Source organism: Tsukamurella sp. USMM236, from assembly GCF_037148755.1.
Classification (GTDB): Bacteria; Actinomycetota; Actinomycetes; order Mycobacteriales; family Mycobacteriaceae; genus Tsukamurella.
This window is the reverse complement of record NZ_JBBCSS010000001.1, coordinates 1,086,131-1,099,932: the sequence shown is the minus strand read 5'-3', so window position 1 is coordinate 1,099,932 and position 13,802 is coordinate 1,086,131. Positions and strand designations below refer to the sequence as shown.

The 13,802-nt window shown below is 70.3% G+C and carries 15 protein-coding genes; 3 read left to right on the top strand and 12 right to left on the bottom strand.

Features of this window, described 5'->3' with window-relative positions; genetic code table 11:
- Positions 1 to 86: 86 nt before the first annotated feature.
- Genes WFK95_RS05500 through WFK95_RS05485 form a run of 4 tightly spaced genes read right to left on the bottom strand, consistent with a single transcriptional unit; the run spans position 87 to position 3,935 of the window.
- Positions 87 to 917 carry an acyl-ACP desaturase gene (locus WFK95_RS05500; RefSeq protein ID WP_224645859.1) on the bottom strand — a complete coding sequence of 277 codons (831 nt, stop codon included), beginning with the start codon at positions 915 to 917 and terminating at the stop codon, positions 87 to 89.
- 32 nt (positions 918 to 949) lie between these two features.
- On the bottom strand, positions 950 to 1,387 hold the full coding sequence (locus tag WFK95_RS05495) for a hypothetical protein (protein WP_224645858.1): 438 nt from the start codon (positions 1,385 to 1,387) through the stop codon (positions 950 to 952).
- Between the two features lie 28 nt (positions 1,388 to 1,415).
- A complete protein-coding gene (glyA, locus tag WFK95_RS05490; protein ID WP_336670085.1) occupies positions 1,416 to 2,714 on the bottom strand; it encodes a serine hydroxymethyltransferase in 1,299 nt (432 codons plus the stop codon).
- A 9-nt stretch (positions 2,715 to 2,723) separates the two neighbouring features.
- Positions 2,724 to 3,935, bottom strand: a complete 1,212-nt coding sequence (locus WFK95_RS05485; RefSeq protein WP_224645856.1) for a DUF885 domain-containing protein — start codon at positions 3,933 to 3,935, stop codon at positions 2,724 to 2,726.
- Positions 3,936 to 3,968: 33 nt separating this feature from the next.
- On the opposite strand from WFK95_RS05485, the gene coaA reads away from it, so the two are divergent.
- Both coaA and WFK95_RS05475 read left to right on the top strand, forming a co-directional pair.
- Complete coding sequence (coaA, locus tag WFK95_RS05480; RefSeq protein ID WP_224645855.1) at positions 3,969 to 4,904, top strand: type I pantothenate kinase; 936 nt, start codon at positions 3,969 to 3,971, stop codon at positions 4,902 to 4,904.
- 45 nt (positions 4,905 to 4,949) lie between these two features.
- A complete protein-coding gene (locus WFK95_RS05475) occupies positions 4,950 to 5,558 on the top strand; it encodes a TetR/AcrR family transcriptional regulator (RefSeq protein ID WP_336670084.1) in 609 nt (202 codons plus the stop codon).
- On the opposite strand, the gene WFK95_RS05470 is transcribed toward WFK95_RS05475, so the two are convergent.
- From WFK95_RS05470 to WFK95_RS05440, 7 genes are all read right to left on the bottom strand, one after another.
- Positions 5,559 to 6,554, bottom strand: a complete 996-nt coding sequence (locus WFK95_RS05470) for an oxygenase MpaB family protein (protein ID WP_336670083.1) — start codon at positions 6,552 to 6,554, stop codon at positions 5,559 to 5,561.
- Positions 6,555 to 6,681: 127 nt separating this feature from the next.
- Positions 6,682 to 7,482, bottom strand: a complete 801-nt coding sequence (locus WFK95_RS05465; RefSeq protein WP_224645925.1) for an isoprenyl transferase — start codon at positions 7,480 to 7,482, stop codon at positions 6,682 to 6,684.
- Positions 7,483 to 7,607: 125 nt separating this feature from the next.
- The gene (locus WFK95_RS05460) at positions 7,608 to 8,393 is read right to left on the bottom strand and encodes an ABC transporter ATP-binding protein (RefSeq protein WP_224645850.1); all 786 of its coding nucleotides are present in this window, start codon (positions 8,391 to 8,393) and stop codon (positions 7,608 to 7,610) included.
- Positions 8,390 to 9,448: a taurine ABC transporter substrate-binding protein gene (locus WFK95_RS05455; protein ID WP_224645849.1), complete on the bottom strand. Its 1,059-nt coding sequence runs from the start codon at positions 9,446 to 9,448 to the stop codon at positions 8,390 to 8,392. Before WFK95_RS05455 ends, WFK95_RS05460 begins: the two co-directional genes overlap by 4 nt.
- Positions 9,445 to 10,305: an ABC transporter permease gene (locus tag WFK95_RS05450; protein WP_224645848.1), complete on the bottom strand. Its 861-nt coding sequence runs from the start codon at positions 10,303 to 10,305 to the stop codon at positions 9,445 to 9,447. Before WFK95_RS05450 ends, WFK95_RS05455 begins: the two co-directional genes overlap by 4 nt.
- Before the next feature lie 143 nt (positions 10,306 to 10,448).
- Positions 10,449 to 11,204, bottom strand: coding sequence for an SDR family NAD(P)-dependent oxidoreductase (locus WFK95_RS05445; protein ID WP_224645847.1), 756 nt, complete (start codon positions 11,202 to 11,204; stop codon positions 10,449 to 10,451).
- Positions 11,197 to 11,730 carry a DinB family protein gene (locus WFK95_RS05440; RefSeq protein WP_224645846.1) on the bottom strand — a complete coding sequence of 178 codons (534 nt, stop codon included), beginning with the start codon at positions 11,728 to 11,730 and terminating at the stop codon, positions 11,197 to 11,199. The genes WFK95_RS05445 and WFK95_RS05440 overlap by 8 nt, the downstream gene beginning before the upstream one ends.
- Before the next feature lie 58 nt (positions 11,731 to 11,788).
- On the opposite strand from WFK95_RS05440, the gene WFK95_RS05435 reads away from it, so the two are divergent.
- Positions 11,789 to 12,340, top strand: a complete 552-nt coding sequence (locus WFK95_RS05435; RefSeq protein ID WP_224645845.1) for a hypothetical protein — start codon at positions 11,789 to 11,791, stop codon at positions 12,338 to 12,340.
- A 221-nt stretch (positions 12,341 to 12,561) separates the two neighbouring features.
- On the opposite strand, the gene WFK95_RS05430 is transcribed toward WFK95_RS05435, so the two are convergent.
- On the bottom strand, positions 12,562 to 13,620 hold the full coding sequence (locus tag WFK95_RS05430) for a 3-deoxy-7-phosphoheptulonate synthase (protein WP_224645844.1): 1,059 nt from the start codon (positions 13,618 to 13,620) through the stop codon (positions 12,562 to 12,564).
- Positions 13,621 to 13,802 lie beyond the last annotated feature (182 nt).

The window sequence follows — 13,802 nt, the reverse complement described above, 5'->3', positions numbered from 1 at the left end:
CCGCCAAACTAACGCCGAACGCGCCGCGCGGCCCGGAGGCTGCGCGGCGCGTTCGTGAACACTTCGTTACGGGCCGGGGACCGTTGTTACAGGGCGAGACCCCAGGTCGCGAGGAGCCCGTTGAGGATCTCGCGATCACGCTCGGGCGAGCTGATGCCGGCCTCGGTGACGATGCGGCGGGCCTCGTCCAAGCCGTCCGCGGTCTCGGCGCCGATCGGCGACGCGACGCGCGCCTGGCTCAGCAGGGCGTCCTTGACGTGGCCCTCGTTGACGTCGAGCGCGACGGTGAGCAGCTCAGTCCAATACTGCTGCTGCACGCGGTCGTCGTTCGCGACCTTGCGCAGGGTGGTGGCCAGGCCGGGCGGCGTGCCCTCGGCGTTCTCGGCGTAATCGGCGAGGCGGTCGAAGTAGTCGGCGGAGAGCGCCTCGTGCACGATCACCATGGCGATCTGCTCGGCGATGTGGATCTCGTCGCGGGTGCCCTCGTACTGCCGGTAGCCGCGGGTCACGGCCTCGAGGCGCCACATCTCCAGCTGCTCGACGTCGCAGGTGCGGCTGACCACGACGTGGTCGCGCAGCGCAATGCCGTGGCGGTTCTCCTCGGCGGTCCAGTGGCCGACGAACTTGCCCCAGTCCGACTCGATGAGGTGGTGCTGCGCCAGCAGGCGGTGGAAGGACGGCAGGTGGTCCTTGGTCAACAGGCCCAGGATGAGGCCGTTGCTGACCACCGCGTCGACCTTGACGTCGGTGGGGACGAAGTCCTCGCCACCGAGGAAGGCGTAGTTGCGGCCGTCGTCCCACGGGATGTAGTCGTGCGGCTGCCAGGCGTCGCCGGCCTCGACGTAGGCCGCGCGGATGTCCGGCAGCGCCTTGTCGATGGCGAGCGTCAGGTCGTCCTCTGAAGTGCTGGAAGTCACCCGGACACTGTAAGGCAGCGCCCACCCGGCCTTCAAACCACGGTGACGACGACCCCCGCGACCGCCACGACGCCGGGCGCGGTCGCGGTCACCTCGACGTAGCGGTCGGTCTGGGTGACCCGGCAGCCGTCCGAGGCGGACGCCGTCTCCTCGTCGGTCAGCCGCACCACCCCGGGCGGGCCGACGACGGTGTAGTCGCTCGCCCTTCCGAGGAGTTGCTCCGACCCGCCGACCTTCATCGTGATGGCCCGGGTGGCCGGGACCCCGTCGGGTCCGGTCGTGGGCGTCGAGGTCGCGCGACTGGTGAGGCCCTGTCCGTAGACGACGGCCGGATGCGCCCCGCTGTAGACGCGACCGCCGCACTCGACGTTCTCGTCGGAGGTGAACCGGGTGACCAGCAACACGACGACCGCCACGGCGGCCACAGCGACCACGGTCGCGATCCCGGCGATCACTCCCGTTCGCTTCATCCGACGGCTCCTCCCCCGGCGACGCCGGTCAGCGCGAGAGCAGGCCCCAGTCCTCGAGGCCCTCGTACAGCGGGACCTCGAGCGCCAGCGCGGAGACGCGGGCGCGCAGCGCGGCGGTGTCGGCGGCCTTGCCCTGCGCGAGCGCGGTGCCGATGATGTCGGCGACCTCGGTGAACTCCTTCTCGCCGAAGCCACGGCTGGCGAGGGCGGCGGTGCCGATCCGGAGGCCGGAGGTGACCATCGGCGGGCGCGGGTCGAAGGGCACGGCGTTGCGGTTGACGGTGATGCCGACCTCGTGGAGGAGGTCCTCGGCCTGCTGGCCGTCGAGGTCGCTGTTGCGCAGGTCGACGAGCACCAGGTGCACGTCGGTGCCGCCGGTCAGCACGGTGATGCCGGCGTCGGCGACGTCCTTGCCGTTCAGCCGGTCGGCGAGGAGCTTGGCACCGTCGAGCGTGCGCTGCTGCTTCTCGCGGAACTCCTCCGTGCCCGCGACCTTGAGCGCGACGGCCTTGGCGGCGATCACATGCATGAGCGGGCCGCCCTGCTGGCCGGGGAAGACGGCGGAGTTGAGCTTCTTCGCCCACTCCTGCTTCGCCAGGATGATGCCGGAGCGGGGGCCGCCGAGGGTCTTGTGGACGGTGGAGCTGACGACGTCGGCGTGCGGCACGGGGCTCGGGTGCAGGCCCGCGGCGACGAGGCCGGCGAAGTGCGCCATGTCGACCCACAGGTGGGCGCCCACCTCGTCGGCGATGGAGCGGAAGGCGGCGAAGTCGAGCTGCCGCGGGTACGCCGACCAGCCGGCGACGATCACCTTGGGCTTGGAGTCGAGGGCGATCTTGCGCACCTCGTCCATATCGACCCGGTGGTCCTCCTTGGAGACGCCGTAGAAGACGTTCTCGTAGAGCTTGCCGGAGAAGTTCAGGCGCATGCCGTGCGTGAGGTGGCCGCCGTGCGCGAGGTCGAGGCCCATCAGGGTCTCGCCCGGCTCCATGAAGGCCTGCAGCACGGCGGCGTTGGCCTGCGCGCCGGAGTGCGGCTGGACGTTGGCGAAGTCGGCGCCGAACAGCTCCTTGGCCCGGTTGCGCGCGAGGTCCTCGACGACGTCGACGTACTCGCAGCCGCCGTAGTAGCGGCGACCCGGGTAGCCCTCGGCGTACTTGTTGGTGAGCACGGAACCCTGCGCCTGCAGCACGGCGCGCGGCACGAAGTTCTCCGAGGCGATCATCTCCAGCGTGTCGCGCTGGCGCGCGAGCTCGCCGTTCATGGCGGCCGCGACCTCGGGATCGAGTTCGGCCAGGGACGCGGAGTTCACGCTGGAATCGCTCATGCGGTCATCCTAAGCCGCGAGCTCCCGCCGCAGCGCAGACGGGGTGAGGGGCTCGTCGAGCAGCCTTCCGAACTGGTCCAGCCGCGCCGGCCCGGAATCGGCGCGATCGAGCCAGGTGCCGAGCAGCGCGTAACCCTCGACGTAGGTGCTGATGTACGCCCGCCACAGCGGCGAGCCGACGAAGCGCAGCGACTGCCGCGCGCTCCGCTCTGCCATGAGGCCCCAGCGCTGCAGGTAGGCGGCCACGTCGTCCTCGCTCGCGGCGCGGTCGTGCAGCAGCAGCGCGGCGTCCTGCCGCACGTGCAGCAGGCCCGACGAGGCCGCCGCGATCCGCTCGGCGAGCTCCCCGTCGAAGGGCAGGCCGAGGTCGGCGTAGATCTCCTGCGCCCAGCGGCCCCAGCCGGGGCCGATCGCGGCGTGCAGCGCGTGGTCGGCCAGGCCCTCCGCCATGAGGCACTGCGGCGTGTTGACCAGGAAGATCGCCTGCTCCGGCTGGTTCTCCCCCGCGACCAGCAGCTGCTCCTTGCGGCAGTGCTCGGTGTGGTGGCCCGGGTAGGCCTCGTGCGCGATGAGGTGCGGCAGCGACGAGAGGTACTGCGGCAGGTCGCCGTTGACCGCGACCCGCGAGGTGTAGTCGCCGAGGTAGTAGTTGAAGCCGGACCAGGGCTTGTCGTGTTCGATCTCGAACCGCACGGTCTCCGCCTCGGGCAGCGGATAGCGCCCCCGCACGACGTCCCGCAGCGCGCCGGCCAGCGCGTCCACCACCTCGGGCACGCGCTCGGCGGGCACCAGGAAGCGATCGCGCTGGGCCTGCATGCGGGGCTGCAGCGGGCCCGTCCCGGGCAGGATCTCGTCGAGCGCGGCGTGCGCCGCCTCGTAGTCGGCGGTGTCGCCCATGGCGATGTCGACGTCGAAGTAGGCCTTCACCTCGTCGACGAAGCCGATCGGCGCACCGTCGAACTTGCGCGCCGAGCACTCGAGCGCGGCGACGTGCCCGGCCAGGAACTCGCGGCGCGGCGCGCTGAGCGCTGTGTCGGCGGCGACGTCGTGCAGCAGGGCGCGGGCCTCCGCGGCGAGGCGGGCGGGTTCGGGGGCGTCCTCGGCCTCCACCGCCCGACGGTGCGCCGGGTCGCCGAAGTAGGCGTCCACGAAACCGGATTCGATGCGGTCGAACCGCAGGCCCAGCCGCAGGTAACGGTCGGTGACGCTCAGCTCCTCCATGCGTGCCAGACTAGAGGGCATGTCTGACGCGGGGTGCCTCGTCCGGTGAGCGAACCGAGCCCGTACATCGAGCTCGACCGCGCTCAGTGGCGCGAGCTCCGGCAGTCGACGCCGCTGTCGCTGACCGAGGCCGACCTGTCCGACCTCCGCGGCCTGGGCGAGCAGATCGACCTGGCCGAGGTCGCCGAGGTCTACCTCCCCGTCTCCCGCCTGATCCACCTGCAGGTGGCGGCGCGGCAGCGGCTCTACGCCGCGACCGCGACCTTCCTCGGCGAGCAGCGGCACAACGCGCAGGTCCCCTTCGTCATCGGCGTCGCCGGCTCGGTGGCGGTCGGCAAGTCGACGACGGCCCGCGTGCTGCAGGCGCTGCTCGCGCGGTGGGACTCGCACCCCCGGGTGGACCTGGTGACCACCGACGGCTTCCTGCACCCGACGGCGGAGCTCGAGCGTCGCGGCATCATGCACCGCAAGGGCTTCCCCGAGTCCTACGACCGCCGGGCCCTCCTGCGCTTCGTGACCACGGTGAAGTCGGGCGCGGAGGACGCGACCGCGCCGATGTACTCGCACCAGCTCTACGACATCGTTCCCGGCGAGTTCATCCACGTGCGCCGGCCCGACATCCTCATCGTGGAGGGGCTCAACGTGCTGCAGACCGGGCCGCGACTCATGGTCTCGGACCTGTTCGACTTCTCCGTCTACGTGGACGCGCGGATCGAGGACATCGAGCGCTGGTACGTCGACCGGTTCCTCTCGATGCGGACCACCTCGTTCGCGGACCCGTCCTCGCACTTCCACCACTACGCCGGGCTCTCCGACACCGAGGCCCGCGACCGCGCGGAGGGCATCTGGGCGGGCATCAACCGCCCGAACCTGGTGCAGAACATCCTGCCGACCCGCCCGCGCGCGACGCTGGTGCTGCGCAAGGACTCCGACCACTCCATCAACCGCGTTCGGCTGCGCAAGCTCTGACGGTCCGCGCCCGGCGGCGCACCGTCGGGCCTACGATCGATCACCATGACCCGTCCCGGGGCCTCGCTGCCCGAACTCCTACTGCAGGCGGGCGCACGCGCGGACGTCGACGACGCCGATGCGCACGTCTACCGGGCCGCCCTGCGCGCACTGAGCCGCAACGGCACCCGTCTCACGACGGTGGAGAAGATCGCTACGGAGGCGGGGATGAGCCGGATGACCCTGTTCCGGAAGTTCGGCTCCAAGGACGAGATCCTGGCGGCGGCGCTGGCGTGGACGCTGGGACGACTGTTCGCCCAGACGGCCGAGGTGGTCGCGACGACCCCCGACGTCCCGACGCGGATCGAGGAGGTCTTCGTGCTGTGCTGTCGGGCGGGGCGCGGCCTCATGCCCTCGGATCCGCGGGAACGCGCGGAGCTGTTCGCAGACGAGCGCCTGGACACGGTGCGGCACGGCATCGGCTTCGTGCGCGCGATGATCGTCCAGGAGCAGGAGGCCGGGACGATGCCCGGGGACGCGACCGACGTCCGCGCCGACGCCCTCGTGCGGCTCACCACGGCGTGCTTCGCCGTCTCCCCCGCACCGTTCGATCTCGAGGACGACGACGCCGCGCGCGCTTACGCGCGCACGGCGCTCGTCCCCCTCGTGCAGTGATCAGCCGAACGGGCAGCCGGCGGACGACGACGTCGCCGTGCGCTCGCGCTGGAAGGCGGTGAAGTCCGTGTTGTCGCGAGCCTTCATCGCCCGCAACGCGCGGGCCTTGCCGCGCGCGTAGTAGGCCAGTGGCGTGTAGCCGACCCGCTCCGGGATCACCTTGTAGGCGTGACGGATCGCGGCGGAGACCGCGCGATAGGAGTACTCCTCGCGCCTGCTCCACGACACGCCGAGGATCTCGCGGACCTCGGGCCGCAGCACCCCGACCGTGAGCAGGTAGATGGCGCGGTTGTTGGCGATCCCGAGAGGCTTGAGCGCCGGCTCGATCGCCCGGAGGAACGGGCCCGCCTCGGGCGGCAGCGGCGGGTTGCCGTGGGCGAAGTCGTCGAGGAACTGCAGCGCGCCGGGATGCGCGACCAGCTTGGTGAGCATGTCCTCGTAGTAGCGGCCGAAGGCTTCCGGCTCCCACGGGACGGCGCCGTCCGGCACCTGGACGATGTCGGCGATCTTGCGGGAGTCGTCGAAGATCTCGAGGACGTCGGCGTCGGTCAGCGGACGACCCAGGCTGCGCGGCAGCGAGTCGATGCCCGTGATCGTTCCGGTGGCGATCACCCAGCCGTAGGCCTCCGGATTGAGCGCACTGATGTGCTTGCCCTCGGCGTTGCGCATCTGCAGCGGCTGGTGCTGCGCGCGGAGCCGGTAGCCCTCCTCGACGGCGGCGTCCTCGCCGAAGTACCAGCGCTGCACCGAGTCCATCGACCGGATCCCGCGCCCCACCGGATCGGTGTACGAGACGCTGAACTCCCCCACGATGTCGCCGATCACGGGATGCATCAGCTGCATCACGAACGCCGCGCCGTTGATCGGCAGGAACGCCCACTGACCGGCGACGGTGCCGCTCATCCCCAGCGGATCGACGAACTGCGATCGCGGCCCGTAGCGCTCGGGTGCACGAACGGTCTCGGTACGGCCCTCGGGCTCCGCCAACTGGGTCATGCCGCCTCCTCGTTGTTACGACTGTTGATTGAATCGTAACAGCATGTGGCGCGCGTCACCAGGGATTGGTGATAGATACTTTGCGATCGCCGCTCATTCGGGCGATCACCGCAGGCGAGGAGGGCCGTCAGGCGCCGAAGCGACGGTGCCGCGCGGCGTAGTCGCGCAGCGCGCGCAGGAAGTCGACGCGGCGGAACTCCGGCCAGTAGGCCTCCGTGAACCAGATCTCGCTGTACGCGCTCTGCCACAACAGGAAGCCGGAGAGCCGCTGCTCCCCCGACGTGCGGATCACCAGGTCCGGATCGGGCTGCCCCTTGGTGTACAGGTGCTGGTCGATCCCCTCGACGGTGACCGCGTCCACCAGTTCCTGGCCCGACATCCCGTCGGCGAGCTCGCTGCGCAGCAGGGACTGCACGGCGTCGACGATCTCCTTGCGCCCCCCGTAGCCGACGGCCACGTTCACGTGGGTGCCGGTGCGCCCCTTCGTGCCCTCGGCGGCGGCCGTGAGCCGGCGCGCGGCGTCGGGCGGCAGCAGGTCCATCGCGCCGACGATCTTCACCGACCAGTTCTTGTCCGGGCCCGAGATCTCCTCGACGACGTCGGTGATGATCTCCAGCAGCGCCGCGAGCTCGTCGGGGTCGCGCTGCAGGTTCTCGGTGGAGAGCAGGTAGATGGTGGCGAGCTCGATGCCGGCCTCGTCGCACCACTCCAGCATCTCGGCGATCTTCTTCGCGCCCATGCGGTAGCCGTGGCTCACGTCGCTGAACCCGGCGGCCCGGGCCCAACGCCGGTTGCCGTCGCAGAGCACCGCCACGTGGCGGGGGCGCTGCGCCCCATCGCGATAGGCGTTGGTGAGCTCGTTCACCAGCCGTCGCTCGTAGAGCGCGTAGGCCGGCGAGACGAGCTTGCGGGCCGCGTCCGTGGGCAGCGACACTGGCAGTTTGGGGGCACTCACCACGCCTGCAACCCTACAACCGGAACCTGAGACCCAGCCTCATTCGCGCGCGGTGGACGGCGCCCGCCGGGCGGGTGCCGTCCCCGGCACGGTCGGCGTCAGTCGTGCGCCGCGTAGATCGCGGCCGCCAGCTCTGTCCGCAGAGCCTGGAACTCGGCGGTCGCGGTGACCGACGGGTCGCGCACGGTGTCCGGCCCGTCGCCCGGCAGCTCGACCTTGCGGTCGATCACCACGCGTCCCGGGCGGGCGCTCATCACCAGCACGCGGGTGCTCAGGAACACCGCCTCCTCCACCGAGTGGGTGATGAAGACGATGGTCTTGCCCGCCTCCCGCCAGATCTTGAGCAGGTCCACCTGCAGCCGCTCGCGGGTCAGCGCGTCGAGCGCGCCGTAGGGCTCGTCCATGAGCACGATCGCGGGATCGTTGACCAGGACGCGGGCGATCTGCGCGCGCTGCTGCATGCCGCCGGAGAGCTCGTAGGGCCGCTTGTCGCCGAAGTCGCCGAGGCCCACGAGGTCCAGCAGCTTCTGCGCCTGCTCACGCCGCTCGGCCTTGCCCACGCCACTCACCTTGGGCCCGAACTCGACGTTGCCGCGCACCGTCAGCCAGGGGTACAGGGTGGGGGCCTGGAAGACCACGCCCCGGTCGGCCGACGGTGCCGTCACCCGCGCGCCGCCGACCTCGACGACGCCCTCGGTCGGGTCCTCGAAGCCGGCGACGAGCCGCAGCAGCGTCGTCTTGCCGCAGCCCGAAGGGCCGACGATGGAGACGAACTCGCCCGGCTCGATCGTGAGGTCCGTCGGCTGCAGCGCGATGGTCTGCCCGCTCGCGGTGTCGTAGGTCTTGCCGACCCCCGTCAGCTCGACGCGTTCGGTCCCGGTCACTTGGAAACCCCCTGTGCGGCGGCGGCGTAGACGCCGTCGGTGTAGTGCTGCGCCGGAGCGACGCCCTGGACCTGGCCCTGCTGGAGCAGGAACTCGGCGGTCCGGCGGATGTCGGCGCCGAGCTGCCCGCCGAGATGGTCGGGGCCGCCCTGCGTCTTCGCGTCGAAGTAGGCGTAGCCCTTGATCTGCGTGAGGACCTGGTCCAGCGGCACGCCGAGCTGGCCCGCGATGTGCTCGGCCGCCTTGTTCGGATCGGTGTTCAGCAGGTTCGCCGCCCAGCCCTGCGCGGCGGTCCAGATCTTGAGGAAGGCCGGGTTGTTCTTCACGAAGTCGCCGCGGGCGCCCTCGAGATCGTAGGTCGGCGCGCCCTGCTCGGCGACCTGGGCGCTCGTGGTGAGCACGGTGCCCTTGAGCTGGCTCAGCGTCGGCTCCCAGATGTACGTGGCGTCGATCTGCCCGCCGCCCCACGCGCCGCGGATGGCGTCCGGGGCCAGGTTGATGACCTGCGCGTCGGTGACGCCCGCCTTGTCCAGGGCGGTGAGCAGGCTGTAGTGCGCGGTCGACGCGAAGGGCACGGCGATGCGCTTGCCCTTGAGGTCGGCGACGGTCTTGATGCCGTCGCCGCGGGCGACGAGCGACTCCGCGGCCCCGATCCGGTCCTGGATCCAGATGACCTTCATGTCGATGTTCAGCGGCGCGCTGAGCGCCTTCGCGGCGGGCGCGCTGCCGAGCAGGCCGACGTCGAGGCTGTTGGCGCCGAACGCCTGGATCACGTCGCCGCCGGAGGCGAACTTGCTCCACACGACGTTCACGTTGGGCAGGCAGGTCTTGAGCAGGCCGGTGTCCTTGACGACGAGGTCGCCGTTCGGGATCTCCTGCCAGCCGATCCGGACGGTGCCCGTCACCGTCGGGTCCGGGTCGACGGGGCACGCCGTGGTCCCGCCGATGGAGCGGGACTGTTCGGCGCGGCCGGATTCGACGATGCAGCCGGTCAGGGTGAGGCCGACGGTGCCGACCACGAGCGCCGTGCGCGCGAGGCGCTTCAGGCGGTTCATGCCTTCCCCTTCCACGGGACGGCCAGCAGGCCGATCCACTTGATGAGCGAGTCCAGCAGCAGCGCGGTGACGCCGATGACGATGATGCAGGCGATCGTCAGCGGGGTGTTGAGCTGCTGGCCGGCGAGGTAGGCGAGGCCGCCGATGCCGGGGATGCCGTTGTTGAGCTCGGCCGCGACGACGGTGGTCCACGCGAAGCCGACGGCGATGCGGATGCCGTTGATGACCTCGGGCAGCGTCGCCGGGACGATGACGCCGCGGATGGTCTGCAGCCGGTTCGCGCCGAGCGCGCGGGCGGCGTTGATCTGATCGATGCTCACGCCCTGCACGCCGTTGACGGTGGAGATCGCGATCGCGGGGAAGGCGGCCAGGAAGAGCAGCCAGATCTTCGACGTGTCGCCGATGCCGAACCACACGATGAGCAGGCCGATGTAGCCCAGTGGCGGCAGCGCGCGCAGGAAGTTCAGGTAGGGCTCGATGATCGTGTTGATCGTCTTCGAGGTGCCCATGGCGAAGCCGAGCAGCGGGCCGATGATGATCGCGGCGCCGACGCCGGCGAAGATCCGCTGCAGGCTGGCGACCAGGTGCTCCCAGAGGAAGTAGTTCTGTTCGCCGAGCACCTCGCGCGGCACGCCCGGCGCCACCTGGTGCCACGTGCTCGCGCGCACCGCGGCGTCCCAGACGGCCTTCGGCGTGGGCAGGAAGGTCTCGTCGATCAGGCGCAGCCCGCTCACCAGCCACCAGGCGGCGACGAAGACGAGCAGCGCGATGATGCGGACGAGCCACGACCTGACCGCCAGCGGCAGCGGTTCGATGACGGCGTTCTTGACCCTCAGTAGCGGGGGCTCCCCGGCCATGAATTCCTCTCCGGCGCCCCAGTGGGCACACGAAAAGGAAACTCTGTCAGGCCGCGGTTCGCATCGGAACCGTTCGAATCGTGGTGATCGTTAGGTGCGGTGCACGTTGCGGGCGGCTATCTGTCGGGAGGCATCGGGGTGGCTCAGACGTTCCTCCGGTGCACATTGCGAGCGGCTACTTGGTCCCGGGGCATGATCTGGATCGAGTCGATGTTCACGTGCGGCGGGCGGGTGACGGTCCAGGTCACGGCGTCGGCGATGTCGTCGGCCGTGAGGTTGTCGACGCCCTCGTAGATCTTGTCGGCCGCGGCCCGGTCGCCGCCGAGCCGGACCACGGAGAACTCGGTCTCCACGAGGCCGGGATCGATCTCGATGACGCGGATCGGCTCGCCCTTGAGCTCGAGGCGCAGCACGCGGGTCACCGCGCGGGCGCCGTGCTTGGCGGCGTTGTAGCCGGCGCCGGTCTCGTAGGCCTCGAGCGCGGCGACGGACCCGATGGTCACGACGCTCGCGGCCGGCGACGCCCGCAGTTTGGGCAGCAGCGCCTGGGTGACGCGCAGGATCGACAGGACGTTGATGTCGTACATGCGGGACCAGTCGGCCTCGTCGGCGGTCTCGATCCGGTCGACGCCGAGCGCGCCGCCGGCGTTGTTGACCAGCACGTCGACCTTCTCGATCGCGTCGGTGAAGGTCTTCACCGAGTCCACGTCGGAGACGTCGAGTGGCAGCGCGGTGACGATCCGCTCGGGGTACTCGGCCTCGAGCTGCCGCTTGAGGTCTTCCAGCCGCTCCACGCGACGGGCTCCGATCACCACGTCGAACCCCGCGCGCACCAGGTGCCGCGCGGTGGCGGCCCCGATCCCGCTGCTCGCTCCGGTGACGACGGCGATTTCAGCCATGCGTGTTCTCCATTCCCACGTCGATGCGGTGGTGTTCCAGGTCGTGCAGGGCGTAGACGGCGAAGGACTCGACGGTGAACGCGGAGCCGTTGGAGCGCAGGCCCGTCCGCGCCCAGTCCTCCTCGCCGACGGTGGCGTAGGCCTGCGCGAACGCCGCCGCCGCGTCCGCGAGCTCGTCGGCGACGGTGCTCGGGTCCTGGGTGTCGTACTCGTCCTCGACCGCGGTCACGTCCTGATCCCAGTTCGCGAAGGTCGCGCCGTCGCGGGCGAGCATGAGGTTCAGCCGTTCGCGCATGATGAGGTGCACGTCGCGCAGGTGGCAGCCGTATTCGAGCACCGACCAGGTCTGCTCGTCGGGCCGGACCCGCGCATCGGGCCGCGCCAGCGCGGCGTCCCAGCCGACGGCCGACCGCGCGATGCGATCGGCGACGTCCTCGCGACGGACCGTCGACGGGTCGAATCCGCAGGCCGGGCAGGCCCGCTCGATGACCCACGTCCAGTCCTTGGTGTCCGGTGTGATCGCCACGGGATTCAATCTACTTCGGCCCCGGTTTCCTGTCGGATCCGCCCGCTATCGTCCGAGAGTGCTCACTGCGTGGGGAGACGAGAGCGGGTCCAGGCCCGACCTTGATCCGGGCGCGTACCTGCTCGCCGCGGCGTTGATCGAAGAGGCCGATCTGCCCGTCGTTCGATCCACGATGCTGGAACAGCAGGGCAACGAGGACAAGGTCCATTGGTACTCCCGGGACGCAGCTCGCCGATCGGAGCTGGTCGAGGTTGTGGCATCGCTGCCCGTCGCAGCCTTCTGCGTCGTCCATGAAGAGATCGGGGCGACCGATCGACGACACCGCCGAAAGTGCTTGGAGTTCCTGCTCCCACATCTCGCCGCGATGCCGTGCGCAGCGATGACCTTCGAATCACGGGCGAATCTGGACGCCAGCGACATCGCGACGCTGCAGCTACTGCGATCACGCCGGGCAATCGAGTCCAATCTGCGGATCAGTCACGTGGTCGGACGAGACGAGCCCGCACTCTGGGTGGCAGACGCAGTTTGTGGCGCGATCGTTCAGAGCCGCATCGGCCAGCCGAAACACCTGACTCGTCTGGGTGGCTCCGTCGAGGTGCACGTGATCTGAGCACGGCATCACATGCGCGAGCCGCAGGCCTCACCATACGGCGAGTAATCCTGCGGCTCACTTCCAACCCCACCGCGATGGGGCGGCTACATCTCCACGATACGACCACCGCGAGCAGCGTGCAACGCCGTTCCAACGGCTCACGATTTCGGGGTCTGCGCAGGTACACCTGCTCTGGCGCACGCGTACCGCGCTAGAACGCGAATTCGTGAGCCATCCCCTCAGCGCAGCGCGGCGGCGAGGTCGTGTAGCACCGAATCGGAGGTGGCGAAGTCCATGCACTTGTCGGTGACGGACTGGCCGTAGACCAGCGGGCCGGGGCCGGGCTGCTGCGCGCCGGCGACGAGGAAGGACTCGAGCATCACGCCGGAGATCCCCTTCTCCCCCGCGGCGAGGCGGCCTGCGATCTCGCGCGCGACCTCGGCCTGACGGACGTGGTCCTTGCCCGAGTTGGCGTGCGAGCAGTCCACCATCACCGACGGGGCGAGGCCGGCCTTCTCCAGCGCGCCGACGGCGGCGGAGACGGAGGCGGCGTCGAAGTTCGGCCCACCGCGGCCGCCGCGCAGGATGACGTGGCAGTTGTCGTTGCCGACGGTCTCGACCACGGCGGCGGCGCCCTCGTCATCGGTGCCGAAGAAGACGTGCCGGGCGGCGGCCGCCTGCACCCCGTCGATCGCGACGGAGACGTTTCCGTCGGTGGCGTTCTTGAAGCCGATCGGCATCGACAGCCCGGACGCGAGCTGGCGGTGCACCTGCGACTCCGTGGTACGAGCGCCGATCGCGCCCCAGGCGACGGTGTCGGCGATGTACTGCGGGCTGGTCGGCTCGAGGAACTCGCAGCCCACGGGCAGGCCGATCTCCAGGATGTCGAGCAGCAGCTGCCGGGCGGTGCGCAGGCCGCGGGGCACGTCGTAGCTCTCGTCCATGCCGGGGTCGTTGATGAGGCCTTTCCACCCGACGGTGGTGCGCGGCTTCTCGAAGTACACGCGCATCACGACGAGCAACTCGTCGGCCAGCTCGTCCGCGATCGGCTTGAGCCGGCGGGCGTAGTCGAGCGCGGCCTCGGGGTCGTGCACGGAGCAGGGGCCGACCACGACGAGGAGCCGCTGGTCACGGCCCGCGATGACGTCGGCGACCGCGGCGCGATCGGCCTCGACCTGCGCGGCCAGACGGGGTGCGAGCGGCAGCTCGTCGCGCAGCTGCGCGGGCGAGGGGATCGCGTGGAACGCCGAAACCCGACGGTTCGATGTCGACGCCGGTGTATCGAGTTCGATGGTCATGAGAAACCTTCCTGGTGGCGGCACCAGATCCCTTCCGGTGCCATAGAAAAAGGCAGCGAGTGATCTCGCTGCCTTCGGCTCCGGGTTCGTACGGTCGGGATTATCCGCGCATGCGCGCATCACCGCCGGCTCCACCCGGAGCCTCGGTAAAGCGCCAATACGCGTTCATACCCACGAGCCGA